This window comes from Aquirufa novilacunae, from assembly GCF_045310505.1.
In the GTDB taxonomy this organism is placed as follows: Bacteria; Bacteroidota; Bacteroidia; order Cytophagales; family Spirosomataceae; genus Aquirufa; species Aquirufa novilacunae.
This window is the reverse complement of record NZ_JBEWZG010000001.1, coordinates 48,943-67,904: the sequence shown is the minus strand read 5'-3', so window position 1 is coordinate 67,904 and position 18,962 is coordinate 48,943. Positions and strand designations below refer to the sequence as shown.

At 42.6% G+C, this 18,962-nt stretch carries 18 protein-coding genes; 5 read left to right on the top strand and 13 right to left on the bottom strand.

The window, feature by feature from the left end:
* Positions 1-101: 101 nt before the first annotated feature.
* From V7S74_RS00310 to V7S74_RS00295, 4 genes are all read right to left on the bottom strand, one after another.
* A complete protein-coding gene (locus tag V7S74_RS00310) occupies positions 102-1,772 on the bottom strand; it encodes a bifunctional metallophosphatase/5'-nucleotidase (protein ID WP_406776779.1) in 1,671 nt (556 codons plus the stop codon).
* A gap of 3 nt (positions 1,773-1,775) precedes the next feature.
* On the bottom strand, positions 1,776-2,816 hold the full coding sequence (locus tag V7S74_RS00305) for a c-type cytochrome (protein WP_406776778.1): 1,041 nt from the start codon (positions 2,814-2,816) through the stop codon (positions 1,776-1,778).
* Between the two features lie 76 nt (positions 2,817-2,892).
* The gene (locus V7S74_RS00300) at positions 2,893-4,089 is read right to left on the bottom strand and encodes an NAD(P)/FAD-dependent oxidoreductase (RefSeq protein ID WP_406776777.1); all 1,197 of its coding nucleotides are present in this window, start codon (positions 4,087-4,089) and stop codon (positions 2,893-2,895) included.
* Between the two features lie 81 nt (positions 4,090-4,170).
* Positions 4,171-4,833: a DUF2202 domain-containing protein gene (locus V7S74_RS00295; protein WP_406776776.1), complete on the bottom strand. Its 663-nt coding sequence runs from the start codon at positions 4,831-4,833 to the stop codon at positions 4,171-4,173.
* 146 nt (positions 4,834-4,979) lie between these two features.
* Here V7S74_RS00295 and V7S74_RS00290 point away from each other — a divergent pair, with 146 nt between their 5' ends.
* Positions 4,980-6,170, top strand: a complete 1,191-nt coding sequence (locus tag V7S74_RS00290; RefSeq protein WP_406776775.1) for an NAD(P)/FAD-dependent oxidoreductase — start codon at positions 4,980-4,982, stop codon at positions 6,168-6,170.
* A gap of 32 nt (positions 6,171-6,202) precedes the next feature.
* On the opposite strand, the gene V7S74_RS00285 is transcribed toward V7S74_RS00290, so the two are convergent.
* Entirely contained in the window at positions 6,203-6,613 is a 411-nt protein-coding gene (locus V7S74_RS00285) for a DsrE family protein (RefSeq protein WP_406776774.1), read from the bottom strand.
* A 33-nt stretch (positions 6,614-6,646) separates the two neighbouring features.
* Between V7S74_RS00285 and V7S74_RS00280 the strand changes: the two genes are divergently transcribed.
* Positions 6,647-7,246 (top strand): class I SAM-dependent methyltransferase, encoded by a 600-nt coding sequence (locus tag V7S74_RS00280; protein ID WP_406776773.1) that lies wholly within the window; start codon positions 6,647-6,649, stop codon positions 7,244-7,246.
* On the opposite strand, the gene V7S74_RS00275 is transcribed toward V7S74_RS00280, so the two are convergent.
* From V7S74_RS00275 to V7S74_RS00265, 3 genes are read right to left on the bottom strand one after another with little or no spacing between them, the layout of a single operon-like run.
* On the bottom strand, positions 7,241-7,528 hold the full coding sequence (locus tag V7S74_RS00275; RefSeq protein ID WP_406776772.1) for a DUF202 domain-containing protein: 288 nt from the start codon (positions 7,526-7,528) through the stop codon (positions 7,241-7,243). The two genes, V7S74_RS00280 and V7S74_RS00275, sit on opposite strands and share 6 nt — an antisense overlap.
* Before the next feature lie 2 nt (positions 7,529-7,530).
* Positions 7,531-8,565 carry a cytochrome d ubiquinol oxidase subunit II gene (gene cydB / locus V7S74_RS00270; protein ID WP_406776771.1) on the bottom strand — a complete coding sequence of 345 codons (1,035 nt, stop codon included), beginning with the start codon at positions 8,563-8,565 and terminating at the stop codon, positions 7,531-7,533.
* A 1-nt stretch (position 8,566) separates the two neighbouring features.
* Positions 8,567-9,895 (bottom strand): cytochrome ubiquinol oxidase subunit I, encoded by a 1,329-nt coding sequence (locus V7S74_RS00265; protein WP_406776770.1) that lies wholly within the window; start codon positions 9,893-9,895, stop codon positions 8,567-8,569.
* 235 nt (positions 9,896-10,130) lie between these two features.
* Here V7S74_RS00265 and V7S74_RS00260 point away from each other — a divergent pair, with 235 nt between their 5' ends.
* The 3 genes from V7S74_RS00260 (at position 10,131) to V7S74_RS00250 (ending at position 11,680) form a co-directional block, all read left to right on the top strand.
* Entirely contained in the window at positions 10,131-10,436 is a 306-nt protein-coding gene (locus V7S74_RS00260) for a rhodanese-like domain-containing protein (protein ID WP_406776769.1), read from the top strand.
* A gap of 243 nt (positions 10,437-10,679) precedes the next feature.
* Complete coding sequence (trxA, locus tag V7S74_RS00255) at positions 10,680-10,979, top strand: thioredoxin (protein ID WP_406776768.1); 300 nt, start codon at positions 10,680-10,682, stop codon at positions 10,977-10,979.
* Positions 10,976-11,680, top strand: coding sequence for a thioredoxin domain-containing protein (locus V7S74_RS00250; RefSeq protein ID WP_406776767.1), 705 nt, complete (start codon positions 10,976-10,978; stop codon positions 11,678-11,680). The genes trxA and V7S74_RS00250 overlap by 4 nt, the downstream gene beginning before the upstream one ends.
* A 108-nt stretch (positions 11,681-11,788) precedes the next feature.
* Here the strand turns inward: V7S74_RS00250 and V7S74_RS00245 are convergent, their stop codons facing one another.
* From V7S74_RS00245 to dinB, 5 genes are all read right to left on the bottom strand, one after another.
* On the bottom strand, positions 11,789-12,985 hold the full coding sequence (locus V7S74_RS00245) for an MFS transporter (protein ID WP_406776766.1): 1,197 nt from the start codon (positions 12,983-12,985) through the stop codon (positions 11,789-11,791).
* 63 nt (positions 12,986-13,048) lie between these two features.
* Positions 13,049-13,615, bottom strand: a complete 567-nt coding sequence (locus V7S74_RS00240; RefSeq protein WP_406776765.1) for a Crp/Fnr family transcriptional regulator — start codon at positions 13,613-13,615, stop codon at positions 13,049-13,051.
* Positions 13,616-13,954: 339 nt separating this feature from the next.
* The gene (msrB, locus tag V7S74_RS00235) at positions 13,955-14,461 is read right to left on the bottom strand and encodes a peptide-methionine (R)-S-oxide reductase MsrB (protein WP_406776764.1); all 507 of its coding nucleotides are present in this window, start codon (positions 14,459-14,461) and stop codon (positions 13,955-13,957) included.
* 251 nt (positions 14,462-14,712) lie between these two features.
* Entirely contained in the window at positions 14,713-17,631 is a 2,919-nt protein-coding gene (locus V7S74_RS00230; RefSeq protein WP_406776763.1) for a DNA polymerase III subunit alpha, read from the bottom strand.
* A complete protein-coding gene (dinB, locus tag V7S74_RS00225; RefSeq protein ID WP_406776762.1) occupies positions 17,632-18,879 on the bottom strand; it encodes a DNA polymerase IV in 1,248 nt (415 codons plus the stop codon). It abuts the gene before it with no gap.
* Positions 18,880-18,962: the final 83 nt, after the last annotated feature.

Sequence of the window (18,962 nt, the reverse complement as noted above, 5' to 3'; positions counted from 1 at the left end):
CATCAGCGCAATCTGAATGCTAGCTTTTTTTTGGCCTAAACCTAACCGCATAAAAAAAGGATGCCGAACCCATCGACACCCAATCTCTACTCTCTACTCTCCTATCTAAATGTATAATCCACCCCAGTTACCTGACTTAATAAGGTCTGCGGGCCATCTAAAATCTTCGCATCATGACGTAATACAGGCGCCACTGGGGAGAATTTAGCTAAATACTCTTTCATCATACTATGAAGTGTGTAGGCCGTATTCTTTGCCTCTTTTACCCCTTTCATACGGCAAAGCATATCTTCTGGGTCTCCATCGCGCTCACAGGCACATAGTACATAAGATTTCTCTAATTCCAAAGGAGCACCTCCGATAATCACTTTTTGAACCCGATGACCTACTCGCTCAAATGCTTTAAACTCTACTTGCATGCCTTTGAAACGAATAAACCAACCACCAAACCGCAAGGATGCATCTTGTGCAAAAACGTTCTGTAATTCCTTCTCCAACCAATTCATGATTTGTTGACCTGTTGCCTTTGCTGTACGTATGGTTGAATCTACCGGTAACATATCATATAGGTAACCTTCCGTAATGGCCACTTTACCATCCTTCCCAGGCACGCGTGGTGGGCAGAAACGGAATCCGTTAGATAGAACCACATCGGCGTTCACCTTCCATTTCAAGGCATCTACAATGAGTGTATCAATCGTATTCTCTACTACAAAATTACGGTACAAAGGAAGTGTACTATATCCTAATACTTTATCAATTTCTGACTTAAAAGGCCCTTCCAATTCCTGAACTAAACTTAAAATCTCCTTTTTGGCAGGATATTTAACAGGATCCACCTCTACTAATTCGTAGGTTGATCCCTTTACCTTGCCGTCTTTAACCTGAATATCTAATTTACCAATAAATGAACCGAAAGCACCTGGTTCAACAATCTTCGTATATTCTGCTTGAATGGGCTTGCGAACGCGCTCATGGGTATCAGCCCCAAAAATATAATCCACACCTTGGCAATCCGGGTTATTTCCTAAAGCAATTTGCTGAGATAAACCTAAGTGAGATAAAATAATCACAAAGTCGCATTGCTCTTGTTCGCGCAAAAGCGTGACATATTCTCTCAGGTTTTCCTCTGGTTTGGTATAAATAATCCCCTTACTGTACAAAGGAGATTGTCTTAAAGGCACCAATGGATCCGTATAACCTAAGAAACCAATCTTAACGCCTAATCGGTGCATGATTTGATAGGGTTGAAAGATTAACTCGCCCTTTTTCCCATCCCCTAAATCGTGGTACATGTTTGCACAAATTTTGGGCGCTAATAGACCTCCCATTAATTTCTGCATATTCTTTTTATAATAAACAACCTCCCAGTTTCCTGGCAGGTATAAATCATAATTCATAGCGTTTAGTAAAGGGACGAATGCTTGTCCTGTCGTCTTCACAGAAAGCATAGAACCCTGGAACATATCTCCTGTATCAAGAGTAATCGTATTCTCCGGATTTGCCTGCTTCATGCGATCTAAAGCTGTAGCCATGTGTGCATAGCCACCCGCTTTGCGGAAAACAAGTTCATCCTTTTCCCAAAACAGCTCATCATGCGCATGCAATTGACAATGCACATCCGTTGTTTGCAAAATGGTAATTTGACCGGTTCCTGGTTTTCCTGGGCTCGAAACTATAGGAATAGACTTTGCCTCAGAACCCGCAATGGGTGCTAAAGCAGCTACACTTGTCAATAAACCACCTTGTAAAAATTTTCTTCTCGAATTCATCGTTTAGCTTTTTGATTTCTTGTGTTTCTTGATCCATTCTTTGATGGGTTTATATGGACCATATTTATGTTGGGCTTCAGGAAAAGGATCCACATATGGACCAAATGGATGGTCAAATGGCTTACCAGAAATATCTGGCCAATCTTTAGATAAATCTTTTGCCGGTCTAGGCATCGAATTCACATAAGCTGCTAGATCCCATGCCTCTTCGTCACTTAATTGTGGCTTTTCATAGGTCGCTCCTAAAGGCATATTGTATTTTACATAGCCTGCAAAGTTCGACATCCGGTAAAGTCCCGCCCCATGATTATAGCTATGAGCTCCCCAAAGCGGTGGATAGGTATAAGACTTCCCACCTTCTGCTAATACGCCACCACCATCTGCTTGATGACAAGATTGACACTTAGCGGCGTATACTTCTGCTCCTTTCGCGGGATCAATAGCTCTTTTCAACCCTTTCAATTTAAAAATTCCAGAACCTTTAGGAGATTTACCTTTGGCCACATCCGTTCCTAGCCAGTTAATATAAGCTAAAATGGCGCGCATTTCTTTACTTTCAGCGGCTAACGCTTGACCATTTAAGCTACGTTCAAAACAATCATTTACCCGTTTTACTTGATCTTCCACCGCGCCTGAACGAGCTCTAAACTTCGGATAAGTACTCTGAACAGCGAAGTAATTATTTCCCCAAGGCTGCGTGCCGGCATTTAGATGGCAGTTTTGGCAATTCATTCCATTTGAAATCGACTTCACGGAACCTTTTGGACCTAAATAATTGGACGTATGAGCGATTAATTCTTTCCCATATAATACTAACTCTTTTTGCTCAGGAGCTAAATACATCATCCGCCAGTCAGATGGTGCGGTCCATACATGGGTAAAATTAGAATCTGGCTCTGTATATACTTGAGTCGAGTCAGTGGAGGATGATTTATCTCCAGCAGCTAAATTATAGCTCAAATAAGCAAATATACCCAGCAAAACAATCAGCAGACTATATAAAAAGCTTTTCAATAAACTACTCTCGTTCGTATTTGTAGACATAGTAAAAATTTAAGTCTCGAATTACTGAAATTAAAAAATGGATTAGCGTGACTTTCATCACCTAATCCATTTATTTTTACGCTTTACCTGTTAATATTTTTGCCCAATATAACCAAGGTAATACATATCTTTTTAATGCATACATAGACCAACGCTCCTTGCTTTGATCAAAAGGAAATGTTTCCATTGGTTCATTATTATAATCAAACTCAGCTAATACTAATTTCCCATACCCTGTTACCAATGGACAACTCGTATATCCAGTATAATGTCCCGACAAGGATTGACCTTGTATCATGGATAAGATATTTTCTACCACAACAGGAGCTTGCTTACGAATGGCTGCACCTGTTTTACTCGTAGGTAGACCTGAAGAATCCCCTAAGGAGAATATGTTCGCAAATCGTACGTGCTGCAAGGTATGTTTGTCCACATCGACCCAACCACCGGCATTCGCTAGCGAACTTTCTTTAATAAAAGTAGGTGGCCCTTGTGGAGGTGTCACATGGATCATATCAAAATTTACCCACGTTTCCACCTCCTTATTCCCCTCACCTATCCCCACAAACTTAGCTTTCTTACCTGGTCCGTCCACCTCTACTAATTTTTGCATGAAATTCAACTGGATGTTCCCTCTTTTGCAAACCTCTAATAGTGTTTTTTCATATTTAGGCACGGCAAATAGCTTAGCCGCTCCACTCCAGTATTCGATTCCGACCTTAGATAATACTCCGTGTTTGCGGAAATAATCTGCAGCTAAATACATGATTTTATGTGGTGCACCCCCACACTTGACTGGTGTATGTGGATTGTGGAAAATGGCTTTGCCACCCTTGAGATTAGAAATACATTCGAAAGTATAAGGTGCATGAGCGAAGCTGTAGTTCGAACATACTCCATTCTGTCCTAATGTTTCTTGTAAACCTTTGACTTCGCCCCAATTCAATTGAATTCCGGCAGCTACCACTAAATATTCATACCCGATGGAATCTCCATTCGCTAAATTAATCTCGTTACTTTCAGGACTAAAGGAAGCCACACGCTCCTTTATCCACTGAACTCCTTTAGGTATAACAGACGCCTCATCGCGCTCCGTGTCTTGAATATTAAAAGCCCCACCACCTACGAGTGTCCAAGCAGGCTGATAATAATGTTTATCAGCGGGATCTACTAACGCAATTTGTAGCGATTTATCTTTAAATAATAATTTGGCTGCAACGGAAATACCTGCATTTCCTCCGCCAATAATGACAATTTGATAGGGTGTTTTCATTCGATATAGTTTTTTGGTCAAACTAAATTAGACTAATACACCTATATAATTCGTGACATTTATCACTATTATCATTAAAAATTACATTTTTTCAGTAGGCGAATTTACAATCGCATCGAATTCCGCTTGTGTAATATGAATGGGTGTATAACTACCTCCCGCTTTCGTGATGTTTTTATAAAATGAACGTAAATGATTTCGGCTTCCTTTATTCAAAAAGTCGTATACAAAACGTACATCTTGATTATTCGTCAAAGCAAGAGAACTATTTAAATCATGAATATCTAATTCTTCAATCAATGCTCCTACTTGGTAGGCAGCTAAAACACTCGTATTACCTTGAGTAACTAAACTCGTGTATAGAGTCTGCAAAGACGCATCATTGAATACCCCACGAGGACTTGTATCCATCGGATCCACTAGATTGTATTTTTTAATAATCGTTAACATGGCCTCCATGTGACTTAATTCACTAGTGGGAATGTTTTGGAAAATGTTTACCCCATATTTGTCAAACATCGTATTATAAACATCATAGGCTAACTTTTCCTCTTCTCGAATAAATAATATTCGCTCTTTCTCTGCCTCTTCTAAGTTCTCCAAAGGTAAGGAGGAAACCTTTTGTTGAATAGCCGCAAGACTTGCTGACAAGTTTGCTTGATCCGAATCTAAAGGTCCGGATTTTTCGCAACTAACTAAACCTAGTACTAAACCGACCAAGAGAATTTTTACCTGATTTTTCATTTGAGTATTGTTTAAATGTTTAGCAAAGATTAACTATCTGTTTCAGCCTTTTCGTGACATATAACACGGATAGACTATAGTGACTATAATCACGAATTACCCCTTTGAATTCAATTAATATTACAAATCAGAAAACAGATAAGACCATGAAAACTCATCACACGATTACCATAGTAGGCGGAGGTAATGCAGGCATTTCGATTGCAGCCCAATTATTACGCAAGAATTCATCCTTAGACATTGCCATTATAGATGGAGCAAAGAAACACTATTACCAACCAGCTTGGACACTGGTAGGTGGAGGAGAATTCAATATCGAAGATACAGAACGCGATGAATCAACTGTTATTCCTGAAGGAGCCACTTGGATACAACAAATGGTGAAAGAATTTCAACCTGAAACAAATACATTAACCTTAGCAGATGGAACCGAACTAGGGTATGATTACTTAATTGTTGCACCTGGAATTCAATTAAACTGGGGAGATATTAAGGGCTTAAAAGAGACATTAGGGAAAAATGGTGTTTGCTCTAATTATAGTTTTGAAACAGCCCCCTATACCTGGGAATGTATTCAAAACACAAAAGGAGGCAAGGCGCTATTTACGAATCCACATACACCCATTAAGTGTGGTGGTGCTCCACAAAAAATCATGTATCTAGCCGCAGATTATTTTCGTAAGCACCAGATAAAAAGTCAAGTAGAGCTTTGGAGTGGAGGAACTCGAGTTTTTGGCGTAGAAAAATATGAAAATACACTAAAACAGGTCATCCAAAAATATGACATACACACGCAGTTTTTTGTCAAACTAGACGAAGTAGATGGCCCGAATAAAAAAGCCAAATTCATAGGTATCGGAGAGGCTAATAAGGATCAATCCTACTGGATAGAGTTTGATATGCTACATGTGACTCCGCCTCAATCTGCGCCTGATTTTATCAAAAACAGTCCATTAGCCAATGCGGCTGGTTGGGTAGACGTTGATAAACACACGCTACAACATACGAGGTATAAAAATATCTTTGGTGCTGGTGATGCCTCTAGCCTCCCTACTTCTCGAACAGGGGCAGCAGTCAGAAAGCAAGCGCCTGTTGTAGTGGGTAATTTATTGGCTGCTATGCGAGGCAAAACACTAACAGAGTCCTATTCAGGATACTCCTCGTGTCCTATTATAACGGGATATGACAAATTAGTATTAGCTGAATTCGATTATACTAATCAACCTGTTGAAACCTTTCCATTCGATCAATCGAAAGAACGTTGGTCAATGTTTCAAATGAAAAAATACCTTTTGCCGTATTTGTATTGGAACCAAATTCTGCCCGGCAGGATGTAAAAAAGGCCGCTAAACGTAGCGGCCTTCCAAAATTAGTACTTTAAGTAGGCCCAACCGGCCTCTTGTTTAATAACGACTTCGGCGACTCCCGATGGAACTGTTCCTACTTGTGGCAAAATGGTAGAACGATCTATTTTCCGCTCACGAATAGTATTTTCACAAGCATTAAAGAGTACGCCCTTAGCAGCTAATTCTGCTATTTTTGCTTTTTGGGTTGTCTTACCATCTAGCAACAAACCGATACCTGAACCATGCGCTACTAATTCAATTTGAGTCGTTGCGCCTAAGGCTGTTTGAAGATTGGAAATATTTTTTAATGCTCCGTGCCAAACTAGAGTGTCTGATGTATTTAACTGAAGAACTACTTTATGATTAGTTGATTGAGCAAAGGCTGCCATAGAGAAGCAAGCCAAAAACAGGGTTAATAGAAGATTTTTTTTCATTTTATTTTTTTTACTAAACTACAAATTATCCTTATGAAAGCAATGTGGAATGAACGATATCAACAAAAAGAGTTCCAATACGGCACAAATCCGAATGACTATATGGCATCAGAATTAGCTCACTTGAAACCAGGAAGAATACTATTTCCAGGAGCAGGTGAAGGAAGAGATGCCGTATATGCCGCAAAATTAGGTTGGGAGACACACGCTTTTGACTTAAGTGAACAAGGCCAAGCAAAAGCGATACGTTTAGCCACTGTACAAAAAACGCGCTTACACTTTAATGTTGCGGATGCCTCCTTAGTTAAATTCCCATTGGACTCCTTTGATGTGATTGCATTAACTTATTTCCATTTACCGATAGAGATAAGAATTCCCTTCTACGCGCGCTGCGTATCGTGGTTAAAACCTGGTGGTATCATTCTCTTAGAAGGTTTTACAAAACAGCAATTAGGACTAAGCTCTGGTGGGCCTAAAAATAGCGAATGGTTATTTTCTGCCAAAGAACTAGAAAAAGAATTCCCTGGATTAAATATCCTTTTAAATGAGGAAAAGCAACGAGATCTAGACGAAGGACCTCTTCACCAAGGAAAAGCAGAAGTAGTTCAATTTAAAGCTCAAAAACCCTTATAAAATATAAGCTTTTTGCGCATGACCGACCATTTTTCTGGCCTCTTCAATAAGGCGTATTTGACGAAAATAATTTAAGAGACCACCTACCAATAAAAAACCAGAAATGGCGTAAAACAAGTAAAATACCCAAGACAAATGGGCTAATCGAACAACATTCTGAACACTGATTCCTGCTACTAAAAAATACATAGAGGTACGAATAAAGGACAGCAAAGTTGTTTGATTCGCCATGATCGTCCGTTGAATCGCTAGATTTTCTCGTAATATTAAATCCTTATTCATCACTAATAACTCATTTCATCCATTTCAACCTTCCCTTTGAAAGTCCAGAATACAAAGCTAGAGTAAATTCCAATCAATGGGGTACCAATAGCAGCAATCAATAATAAAGTCTTCATCGTCTTGAGGGAACTAGCGCTGTTGTAAATCGTTAAGCTTAATTGTGGGTCATTGGATGCCCGTAATAAAGTAGGAAATACCTCAAATGAAACCAAAGCTAATAAAAGCGAAATCGTAATGGATGAACTAATAAACGCGTAGCCAAATTGTTGTCTTTTTATCTGTCTAGGGATATTAGCGATAGCTATAAACATTCCTAGAGGTAGTAAGAACAAAAGGGGATTCTGCTTTAATTGATCACTTAAGTGCGGAATATACAATAGAGTATACATGGAGGTAATCCCAAAACTGACCACAAAAAAGATTGTAAATCTTCTGGCTAACAAACTCAATTTAGCATATAAACGATTTTCTGTTTTCATGGCTAAAAATATGGCCCCATGCATCATGAAAATAGCTACGGTAGAAACTGCTACTAAAAGACTAAAAGGGTTAATAAATTCAAAACCGTCCCCGGCATACTCATGCAATTCATTTAATGGAATGCCTAAAGCCACATTCCCAAGCATTAGGCCTAAAGATAAGGCAATCGTAATGCTAGCAAAAGAATAGATAATATCCCAAATTTTGCGCCACCAAATACCCGGTTCTTTGCTTCGAAACTCAATCGCTACCCCTCGCCAAATCAAACCCACGATAAAAATCATAAAGGGAACGTAAAAAGCTGAGAATATAGCTGCATACGCCACGGGAAATCCAGCAAATAAAGCACCCCCACCGATTACTAACCACACTTCGTTCCCATCCCAAACAGGCCCAATTGCATTCAAGGCAATTCGTCTACTTTCTTCTTTCTCTAAAAACAAGTGCAAGGCACCCGCTCCTAAATCGAATCCATCCAGTATGGCATAGCCAGAAATAACAGCTCCAAAAACGAGAAACCACCAAACTTGATAATCAATTCCTGCAAAAGTCTCCATATTATTCTTTGTCTAAACTTGGTCCATGAACAATCTTTTTATTTAATAAATAGATAAACAAAACAAAAAGAGTTAAATAAACTAGACCAAATAAAATGATCGAAAATAGTACCTGATTTGCATGTACTGACTTAGAAAAAGCGTCCGAAGTTCTCAACAAACCATAAACTACCCAAGGTTGACGTCCCATTTCTGCAGCAAACCAACCCACTTGATTCGCAATTTGAGGTAAAATTCCTGCCCAGATAAAACTCAACATGAGCCATTTTGAATCAAAAAGCCGTCCTCTATACCATTGAAAGGCTGCCCATGTACTCAACGCAATTAAAAGCATTCCAATGGCCACCATGATGTGGTAAAACTGAAAGATGGCATTCAATTGACTTGGGCGATCTTTTTCAGGAAAACTTTGTAAACCTGTCACATGCTGACTTGTATTTTGGTACAATAAAAAACTCAATCCACCCGGAATTTTAAGCCCATACGTTTCTTGATTTTTCTTATCTACATAACCCAGCAAATACATATCCGCAGGTCCACTCGCCTTGAAATGACCTTCAAGCGCTGCTAATTTAGCCGGCTGGTTTTTAGCTACCCCGTCAGCACTTTTATGACCTGTAAATAACTGTAGATAAGATGCGGCGATTGCAACAATTAGCGCGATTTTAAATCCTTTTTGGGCGATTTCAATGTGCTTCTTTTTTATAATATAATACGCGTTTACACTTAAAACGAAAAATGCTCCAGCTAACAAAGCTCCTATCCACACGTGACTTAAGCGCTCAACACTGGAAGGATTAAAGACCATGGCCCAAAAATCCGTAATTTCAGCTCTAGCATGAACCCCTTCTCCCACAATATGATAACCTGCGGGAGTTTGCTGCCAGCTATTAGCCACGACAATCCAAACAGCACTAAACATAGAACCGATAAAAACCATGATAGTGGAGAAATAATGAACACCAGGACTAACCCGATTCCAACCAAATAATAAAACACCTAAAAAACCACTTTCGAGTGCAAAGGCAAAAATCCCTTCCGCAGCTAAAGCGCTTCCAAAAATATCTCCTACATATTTTGAATAGGTCGCCCAATTTGTCCCAAATTCAAACTCCATCACAATACCCGTTGCAACGCCTATTCCAAAAATGAGGGCAAATATCTTAATCCAAAATTTTGTCATTAATTTATAGGCCTCCTGTCCTGTACGTAAATACATTCCCTCCATAATGACTAAAATAAAGCCAAGACCGATACTAAGTGGAGGATAGATATAATGGAAAGCGACTGTGAAGGCAAATTGAACTCGAGCGAGTATTTCCGTATTCATGATTTTTGCTTTTAGGAAACTTTAAATTTAAAAATAGAGGAAACAAAAAATCTCCTCTATTCGCTTATTACCTCTAAACCAAAATAATAGTAATTCAATGTGATACAAAACTAGTACTCATTTTAAACACCATTCGTGACAATAGTCTCTTTTCTAGGAAAATTTAGAAAAGTGACTATTATCACGAGATGTACAACTACACAAACGTAGCTTTGCATAGTAAAACAAAAATACTATGATCGAATTAATCAAGAATTTATTGGGTTTTGGCCCTAAAATAAATATGAAGGAGTTAATGGCTTCTGGTGCATTGGTAATAGATGTTCGTACCCCTGCAGAGTACAAGGACGGACACGTAAAAGGTGCCATCAACTTACCATTACAAACATTAGGTAACAATTTGAACAAATTAAAGAAAGATCAGGTTATCATCACATGCTGCCGTTCTGGAAGCCGTAGTGGTATGGCTAAACGAATGCTAAAAGCAAACGGATTCGAACAGGTGCACAATGGTGGGGCTTGGACGTCTCTTAAAGCATAAAGCACAAAGAATAGATTAAAGATAAGAGAGTATAGAGTATAGAGTATAGAGTATAGAGTATAGAGTATAGAGTATAGAGTATAGAGTTGGAATCGCCTACGGCGATGACTCTAGTGACTAAGTTGCAAAGCAACGACAAAGACGAAGTCGACTAAGTTGCAAAGCAACGACTAAGACGAAGTCGACTAAGTCCAAAGGACGACTACTTTCCACTGACAACTGCCGACTGAAAACTGTATTACCATGAGCAAATTCGCAGAATTATTAAAATCGCCAGAACCAATTTTAGTTGATTTCTCAGCTGAATGGTGTGGCCCATGCAAGCAATTAAAGCCTATTTTAGAGCAATTGAAGGCTAAAATAGGGAACTCCGCAAAAATCATTAAGATCGATGTCGATAAGAATCGTACCTTAGCGGATAAATTTCAAATCCGTTCTGTGCCCACGATGATCCTATTTAAGGATGGAAAATCGGTTTGGCGCCAGTCAGGGGTGATTCAAGCGAACGTATTGGAAGGAATTATTAAACAACATTCGAAATGAAAAAAGTACTTTATTCTATATTAATCGCAGGTCTTTTATTTTCTTGTGGGCCAAAAGAAGGACAACAAGATCTAAGTGCATCAGAATTCCAAACAGCGATGGCTGGAGAGTCGGGAGCGCAGGTTTTGGACGTCAGAACCATCGATGAATTCCAAAATGGTCATATTGAAGGTGCCATCAATGCAGATGTTAGTTCACCTGCTTTCGCACAAATCGCTGGTGAATTAGCAAAAGACAAAACAGTGTATGTTTACTGCTTATCAGGAGCTAGATCCTCCTCTGCTGCCGGAATGCTAAAGGAAATGGGCTTCAAATCCATCGTCAATTTAACAGGTGGCATGCTCGCGTGGCAGTCTGCTAATTTACCTATCGCAACTGGCGAATCAAAAACACCTGCCTCAGCTGGTTTAACTGAGGCAAGTTTCGCTGAAAAAATCAAAGGCAAACCGATGGTCATCATTGACTATAATGCAACTTGGTGTGGCCCCTGCAAGCAATTGAGTCCTATTTTAAAGGATTGGGTAAAGGCTCAGAATGGGAAAGTAGAACTCATCGAAATCGATGTAGATGAAAACCAAGAATTAGCGAAATCTAAGAAAATCGAGGCCATTCCTTACCTTGAAATGTACAAAAATGGGGTGAAGACTTGGTCGAGTGTGGGGTTGATTGGTAAGGAGGAATTAGATAAGTCGCTGCGCTAGTCGCTAGTCGTCCTTCGGACCTAGTCGACTTCGTCTTAGTCAATAGGTCGCCACTTCGTGGCTTGGTCAATGAATTATTGCACAGCACAATTTAGAAAAGCCCCTTCTTTAACAAGTCATCCTCACCTTCAACACCCCAGCCGACGCTACCGTCAAGCACCCAATTACGATAATACTGACATTCAGTTCAAAATAGTCTGCTAGAATCCCTGTCAAAATAGCTCCAAAAGCATAGCCTAAATCCCGCCAAAGACGAAAAATACCTAAACTAGCCGCCCGGTCAGTGGGATGCGTATTTTGAGCAATGGAGGCTAAAAAGGTGGGATAAACGACAGCCGTACCCAATCCTAACACAAAAGATAAGGCCGCATAAACGAAAAAGGCTTCAGCCCAAAGCAAGCCTAAAATAGCTACACCTTGCAGAAGCATGCCAATAACGAGAAGATCTTTTTGGCATATAAAATCAGACAAACGCCCCGTTCCTAGCTGAGCTAATCCCCAAACCAAAGGATAAATAGCAGTTATCAGACCAATATCCGCTAAACTAAATCCTTTCGCGGCTAGCAGTATGGGGAACAATCCCCAAATCATTCCATCATTCAAATTATTCACTAATCCAGCTTGTGTGATAGCTCCCAAGTTTCGATGTAAAACACTGGTATCCCAAAATCGATTTTTCAACAATGGCACCGAACTCTCGGCCGCGGCTTTGTGCACAAAAAGCTGAGTGTCTTTGACCCAAATACTACTCAAAGCGAGTCCTAATACGACAAAAACGATACCGACATAAAAAGGATAAGGTCTAATGCCATAGGCATTCGCTATCCAAGCGGTCAATAAAGCCACTAAACCCACCGATAAGTAACCTGCAAATTCGTTGATCCCCATCGCGAGACCACGCTGCTTATCCCCCACTAAATCAATTTTCATCGTCACCGTGCTGGACCAAGCGAGCCCTTGGTTAATGCCGAGTAAGACATTCGCCAGAATAATCCAATTCCAAGAAGGTGCCCACATCAACAAAAAGGGAATAGGGATAGCAAACAACCAGCCATAAATCAATAATCGACGTCGTCCTACTGCATTCGCAAAATGACCAGCAAAATAATTGGTCACGGCTTTGACAATTCCAAAAACAACAATAAACGAGAAAATCGCCGTGTGTGAGGCCATTTGAAATTCCTCTGAAGCCAAACGAGGCAGTATCGATCTTTCTAAACCGATCATGCCTCCCACGAATGCGTTGACTAAAACTAATAAACTAAACTGTTGCCAGTTTTCTTTCAATCCTAATTTGACCTCCATATTATTGCTGTTACGCAACAAAGTTGAGAATTAGACCACTAGGACTACTTAACAAATGTTAAATTAGGATTTCTTCGCGCGAATGCGACTTAAACTCACCTGGGTGATCCCCAGATAGGAGGCAATGTATTTTAAGGGAGCGCGCTTTAACACCTCTGGTTGCTCTTTTTCTAGTAAATGGTAACGCTCCTCTGCCGTATGAAACTGCAAGTTTTCTATCCGCTGAATCGTTTCTACATAGGCCTTTTCAAATAATCTTGAGAATAGTCGCTCAATATCCCGATGCTCCTCATAGAGTGAAGCTAATTTTGTCGTATCAATGGCCCAAAGCTCCGAATCCTCCAATACTTGAATTCCCTTCTGACTAGGTTTTCCAGCAAATAAGCTCTCCGCACGTGCAATCAGACTTAATTCTCCATAAAAGCCCTCCGTCACATCCGAACCATCTTTTTCATAATAAATTCTCGCCATTCCCTTTTTTAGGAAGTAAAGCGTTTTACAAGTTTGGCCTATCGCCTGAAGAGGTTGATTACGTGCAATACTTATAGGATGGCAAATAGCTTCTAGGGCCTTTGCTGAGCTAGTGCTTAAGGGAGAAAGGGTCAAGAAGTAGTTAATCAGTGGGTGCATGGGGGATAGTCGTTGCTACGCAACTTAGTCAATAAGTCGTTGCTTCGCAACTTAGTCAATAAGTCGTTGCTTCGCAACTTAGTCAATAAGTCGTTGCTTCGCAACTTAGTCGACTTCGTCTTAGTCATCGCTTCGCGATTTAGTCACGACTGTGTCGTTTAGTCGTCCTACGGACCTAGTCATTCGATTCGTTTTTGACTAAGTCACGAAGTGACGACTAAGCCGCTTGCGGCGACCTTTTGACGACTGTGGAAATTAAGAGTAGAGATTATAGAGTAGGGAGTTTTCCATTCACCACTTACCTTCACCATCTCCTCTCTATACTCTCTTATCTCTGCTCTACTTTTTCGCGGCTTCAAATCCTATTGAAACCGAATTCACGCAATAACGCAAACCTGTATCTGTAGGACCATCGTCGAAGACGTGACCTAAGTGGCCTCCGCATTTTGCACACGTAATTTCTACGCGACGCATGCCAAGGGTATTGTCGACAGTTTCCTTGATGACACCGGCTTTGACTTCCTTGTCAAAACTAGGCCAGCCGCAATGTGAATCGAACTTCGAATCTGAGCTGAAAAGTGGGGCTCCACAACCTCTGCAGGTATACATCCCCTTCTCGTTATGCATCAAGAATTTACCTGTGTAGGGTCTTTCTGTGCCTTTTTGGCGTAAAATATAATACTCGTCTTCTGTTAACTTAGCCTTCCATTCGGCTTCTGTTTTAGGCAAATTATCCATCGTCTTCGTTTCTGTAGTTGCTATCGTTTGGTTGGGCGTTTGTTTGGGTTGCTGTCCACAAGCCTGCAGGCTCATAAACATCAGTACTAATCCTAGCATCTTTTTCATGTGATTTTCATTTATAGCATAACGCAAGTTAAGGGAAAAAGGTTTAAGCGCCTTCGGCGCAGTCACTAGTCGCTAGTCACTAGTCGGCAGTCGTCCTGCGGACTCAGTCGACTTCGTCTTAGTCATCGCTTCGCGATTTAGTCACGACTATGTCGTTTAGTCTTCCTGCGGACTAAGTCACGAAGTGACGACTAAGCCGCTTGCGGCGACTTTTTGACGACCATTATTCTTTGTGCTTTTTTCTTTATGCTTTAAACATACCGTGGATCCACCCTCCAAGCTAATTTACGTAATTGTTGTACCCGTAGCGTACGATGGCCAAAGTCATCCATCGACACCCCTTGCATCCAGTAAATTCCACTGCCGCGGAAGGAATAGTTTTTTAAGTCGGATGGGAAATGGACCGTATCGAAGAACTCCCCTTGGAGGTCCACGAAATAGCCGAAATACATACGTTCGCCCTGCTTCGTTCGCGTAGATTTGAGGGTGACGAGGTAGCCGATGATATCACCTTGGGGCAATACTAAATCCGCATTCAATAAGGTCTCTGGTAATTCCTCCAGCAATAAAAAGGGCGAGCAGAGCGGAAAGCCTAGTATTTCCCACTCATCGAAGGCATCCTCCGCCGAGTCGTGAATTAAAGCGGGCAATACCCCTATCTCAGGAGATAAGTCCTCAAACATTTCCATCGCTACCACCGTGGATACCTTGCCTTGAAAACGAGCATGTGCTTCCCACAACAGCGGTTTCTTCTCATGCCCTAAATTACGAAAAGCACCGATCCGGATTAATAAAACTGCCTGTTCTAGACCGATGGACACGCGGTGCGCAAAATCCTCCCAAGAACGGAAAGGGCCGGACTGCCTCCGCGCCTCTAACATTTCTTGAATCACACGCTTGTCTAGGCCTTTGATATGCACCCAGCCTAGGTAAATACGCTTGCCTTCAATCCGAGTTAGGTATTCGCTTTCATTAATCTCCGGCGCCTCTATTTGTGCGCCACAGCGCCGAGCCTCATGGACATAAAACTCGGTTCGGTAGAATCCCCCAAAATTATTGATCACCGCCACCATAAATTCGAGCGGGTAATAGGTTTTCAAATAGAGGCTTTGGTAGCTCTCTACGGCGAAAGAAGCGGAGTGTGCCTTCGAAAAGGAGTAGCCCGAAAAGCTTTCCATCTGCCTCCACACCTCTCGCGAAACGGCTTCAGGATAGCCTTTCTCGGCACAATTCGCAAAGAAAGCCTCTCTGATTCGATCAAATTCAGCTCTAGAGCGGTATTTGCCTGACATCCCGCGGCGAAGCACGTCGGCCTCCGCTAAGGTTAAGCCGGCGAAATAATGCGCCACTTTGATCACATCTTCTTGGTAGACCATCACGCCATAGGTTTCCTTCATCAGCTCCCCCATCAGCGGATGCACGGGTTCGTAGGAATCTGGGGCATGGAAACGCTCGATATAGGCCTTCATCATCCCAGAGGAGGATACACCGGGGCGAATGATAGACGAAGCGGCGACTAGGGTGATGTAATCCTGGCAGCGGAGCTTCTTTAAAAGCGAACGCATCGCGGGGGACTCGATGTAGAAACAGCCCATCGTCTCGTGGCGCATCAACTGTTTGCGCACACCCTCGTCCTTCATAAAATCTTGCACGCGGTGAATGTCCACATCTTGACCGCGGTTCGCGCGGATGATGTCGACGGCTTCCTTGATGTGTCCGAGGCCTCTTTGGGATAAAATATCAAACTTCGCAAACCCAATCTCCTCCGCCACGTACATGTCGAACTGGCAGATGGGAAAGCCTTTAGGCATACCCTCCAGGGCTGTATACGCACTTAATGGCGCATCTGAAATCAAGATTCCTCCGGCGTGGATGCTCAGGTAATTAGGGAAGTCGAGCAATAGCTGCCCGTATTTCACGATCAGCGCCTGAATCTCCGAAGTCACTTCGCGTATCGCGGTAGCGGGATCGAGCCAGGCGTCTATCTCGGCTTTGGGAAGGCCAAAAACCTTCGCTAACTCCCGGTAAATCGATTTATCCCGAAACGTGACATAGGTCGCTAACAGGCAAACATGCTTCGAACCATAGCGCTTAAAGATATAATCGATGATATCGTCGCGCTCATCCCAGGAAAAATCAATGTCAAAATCCGGCGGACTCGTCCGGTGCTCATTGATAAAGCGCTCAAAATACAGGTCTAATTCCACCGGATCCACATCCGTAATCCCGATGCAATAGGCCACAATGGAATTCGCGCCAGAGCCACGCCCCACATGAAAATAGCCTCTAGATCTCGCATAACGAATGATGTCCCAGGTAATCAGGAAATAGGCATTAAAATTCAGCTCATTGATAATCCGCAACTCCTTTTCCACCCGCGCCTTCGCCTCCCGATCCCTCCGCGGATAGCGGTAACGCAAGCCCTCGTAGGCTAGCTTGGTGAGGAGCGCTAAATCGTCCTCTTTGGAAGAACTAAACAAGGAACGATTCTTAGGGCGCTTAAAATCAAAAGAAAAGGTACAATCGGCTAAAATCTTATCCGCCTCCGCTAACAGCTCCGGATGATCCGCACAACAAGCCTGCAATTCGGCTGGCGAATAGAGCCGCTCGTCCTCCTGCGCCTGTTCCTTCTTCGACAGCTTACTCAACAAGGTATTCAAATCAATCGCCCGCAATAAGCGATGCATCGAGAAACCACGCTGATCGAGAAACGTAAAGGGCTGACACCAGACGAAATCACGCAGGTCTTTTTCTTTCCAAATCAGGTTTCGGTCACTCGCCCGCACCCCCCAACGTTCCCGAGGCCCGGCTAGCGTCTTAATCTTCTTCCGCAGCGCTAAAGGATAAATCGTCCACACATCGTCTGAAATGGGAGGACGCTCTGGCCAGGGTTCTTTGGACACTAAATACTTCGTCGCAAAATCATTTATCTGTAAAAAACCGGCCTCATTCCTCGCTAAACACACATACCCCGCCTCGAACTCCATCCCCACCACCGGCTTAATCCCCGCGGCCTCACAAGCCTGCACAAAATCGAATACCCCCGAACTCCGGTGGATGTCCGTTAACGCCAAACACGTAATCCCACGCGCCTTCGCCTCCTGAACTAATTGCTCAGGCGAAAGCGTACCATAGCGCAGGCTGTAGTAGGAATGGCAATTTAAATACATCTATTCTTCGTTTTTGGATGATAACGCGGCGTGCGACGCAACAGCAGGGGTCACAACAGCCTGCTGCGTACCACCAGGCAGTCGATTCCTTCGTTCGGCACTCCCCATCAATCCACTCGCACGCAGGATGGAAAACTCGCCGTAGCGGTTCTTCAGGGAATCCATCGCCTGGTAGAGCGGAACCAGCTTCGCCCCGTCGTCAAACAGGTTCAGCTGTTCCTGCCCTTGCAACAGTTTAGAGAAGCGAACTCCTATCAGGCGAATCAAGAGCCTGCGGTCATAGAGCTTCTCGAACAATTCATAAACCGCCGGAATCAGGCGGTGATCACTGGCGGAAGCGGGAATACTAATTTGACGGGTATGGGTGTCAAAATTCGAGTAACGTACCTTCACCGTAATACAGGACGTACATTGCCCCAGTTTGCGCAGATCGTAGCTCAGCTGTTCGGTCAACGAACCTAGAATCCGTCGCAATAAAACCACATCCGTACTATCCTGCTCGAAGGTAATCTCCTTCGAGAGCGATTTCTGTTCTGAATAAGGAACTACGGGGCGTAAGTCGATGCCGTTGGCTCTTTCCCAAAGCATCGTCCCCGACTTTCCGAAGGTTCGCTCTAACACCTTTTGTGGCATTTGACTGAGCGTTCCTACGTGGACGATGCCCATGTTACGTAGGGTTTGGGCCGTTACGGCACCGATCATCGGTATTTTATTCACCGTCATCGGTGCTAAAAAGGCTTTCTCCTGACCGGCTGGCACCTGGTATTCGCCGGCGGGCTTGACGTGATTCGTCGCGACTTTGGACACCGTCTTATTCACTGAAAGCCCAAAAGAAACCGTCAATCCAATATCCTTCTGAATCCGATTCCGCAGATCTTGGGCAAAGGCATAAGAGCCAAAGAAACGCTCCATCCCCGTCATATCTAAATAAAACTCATCAATCGAGGCCTTCTCCACCAGAGGTGCCCGCTCCATAATCAGCGAAGTCACCATCTCCGAATGCTGCACATAGGCCTCATAATCTCCCCTCAATACAATCGCATCCGGACACAGTTTCAGCGCCATCTTCATCGGCATCGCGGAACGCACCCCAAAAGCCCGCGTCTCATAACTGCACGCCGCCACCACACCACGATCCGACCCTCCACCCACGATGACGGGTTTACCCACGAGTCTTGTATCTCGGAGTCGCTCCACCGAGACAAAGAAACTGTCTAAATCCATGTGCACAATCGCGCGCTCCTGCATAAAATTGGTAGATATTTGGGTATTTTGAATACCTTTCGTAACTTCGAAAAGTATACGAAGAAATTTTAGATACGAATTTTATT

Bases quoted from the DNA above. Each gene is read 5' to 3' on its own strand.
- cydB (WP_406776771.1), bottom strand. From the start codon at position 8,565: ATGGAGACTTTTGCAGGAATTGATTATCAAGTTTGGTGGTTTCTCGTT.
- V7S74_RS00305 (WP_406776778.1), bottom strand. From the start codon at position 2,816: ATGTCTACAAATACGAACGAGAGTAGTTTATTGAAAAGCTTTTTATAT.
- V7S74_RS00245 (WP_406776766.1), bottom strand. From the start codon at position 12,985: ATGGAGGTCAAATTAGGATTGAAAGAAAACTGGCAACAGTTTAGTTTA.
- V7S74_RS00275 (WP_406776772.1), bottom strand. From the start codon at position 7,528: ATGAATAAGGATTTAATATTACGAGAAAATCTAGCGATTCAACGGACG.
- V7S74_RS00240 (WP_406776765.1), bottom strand. From the start codon at position 13,615: ATGCACCCACTGATTAACTACTTCTTGACCCTTTCTCCCTTAAGCACT.
- V7S74_RS00290 (WP_406776775.1), top strand. From the start codon at position 4,980: ATGAAAACTCATCACACGATTACCATAGTAGGCGGAGGTAATGCAGGC.
- trxA (WP_406776768.1), top strand. From the start codon at position 10,680: ATGAGCAAATTCGCAGAATTATTAAAATCGCCAGAACCAATTTTAGTT.
- dinB (WP_406776762.1), bottom strand. From the start codon at position 18,879: ATGCAGGAGCGCGCGATTGTGCACATGGATTTAGACAGTTTCTTTGTC.
- V7S74_RS00265 (WP_406776770.1), bottom strand. From the start codon at position 9,895: ATGAATACGGAAATACTCGCTCGAGTTCAATTTGCCTTCACAGTCGCT.
- V7S74_RS00260 (WP_406776769.1), top strand. From the start codon at position 10,131: ATGATCGAATTAATCAAGAATTTATTGGGTTTTGGCCCTAAAATAAAT.
- V7S74_RS00300 (WP_406776777.1), bottom strand. From the start codon at position 4,089: ATGAAAACACCCTATCAAATTGTCATTATTGGCGGAGGAAATGCAGGT.
- V7S74_RS00285 (WP_406776774.1), bottom strand. From the start codon at position 6,613: ATGAAAAAAAATCTTCTATTAACCCTGTTTTTGGCTTGCTTCTCTATG.
- V7S74_RS00310 (WP_406776779.1), bottom strand. From the start codon at position 1,772: ATGAATTCGAGAAGAAAATTTTTACAAGGTGGTTTATTGACAAGTGTA.
- V7S74_RS00250 (WP_406776767.1), top strand. From the start codon at position 10,976: ATGAAAAAAGTACTTTATTCTATATTAATCGCAGGTCTTTTATTTTCT.
- V7S74_RS00295 (WP_406776776.1), bottom strand. From the start codon at position 4,833: ATGAAAAATCAGGTAAAAATTCTCTTGGTCGGTTTAGTACTAGGTTTA.
- V7S74_RS00280 (WP_406776773.1), top strand. From the start codon at position 6,647: ATGAAAGCAATGTGGAATGAACGATATCAACAAAAAGAGTTCCAATAC.
- msrB (WP_406776764.1), bottom strand. From the start codon at position 14,461: ATGAAAAAGATGCTAGGATTAGTACTGATGTTTATGAGCCTGCAGGCT.
- V7S74_RS00230 (WP_406776763.1), bottom strand. From the start codon at position 17,631: ATGTATTTAAATTGCCATTCCTACTACAGCCTGCGCTATGGTACGCTT.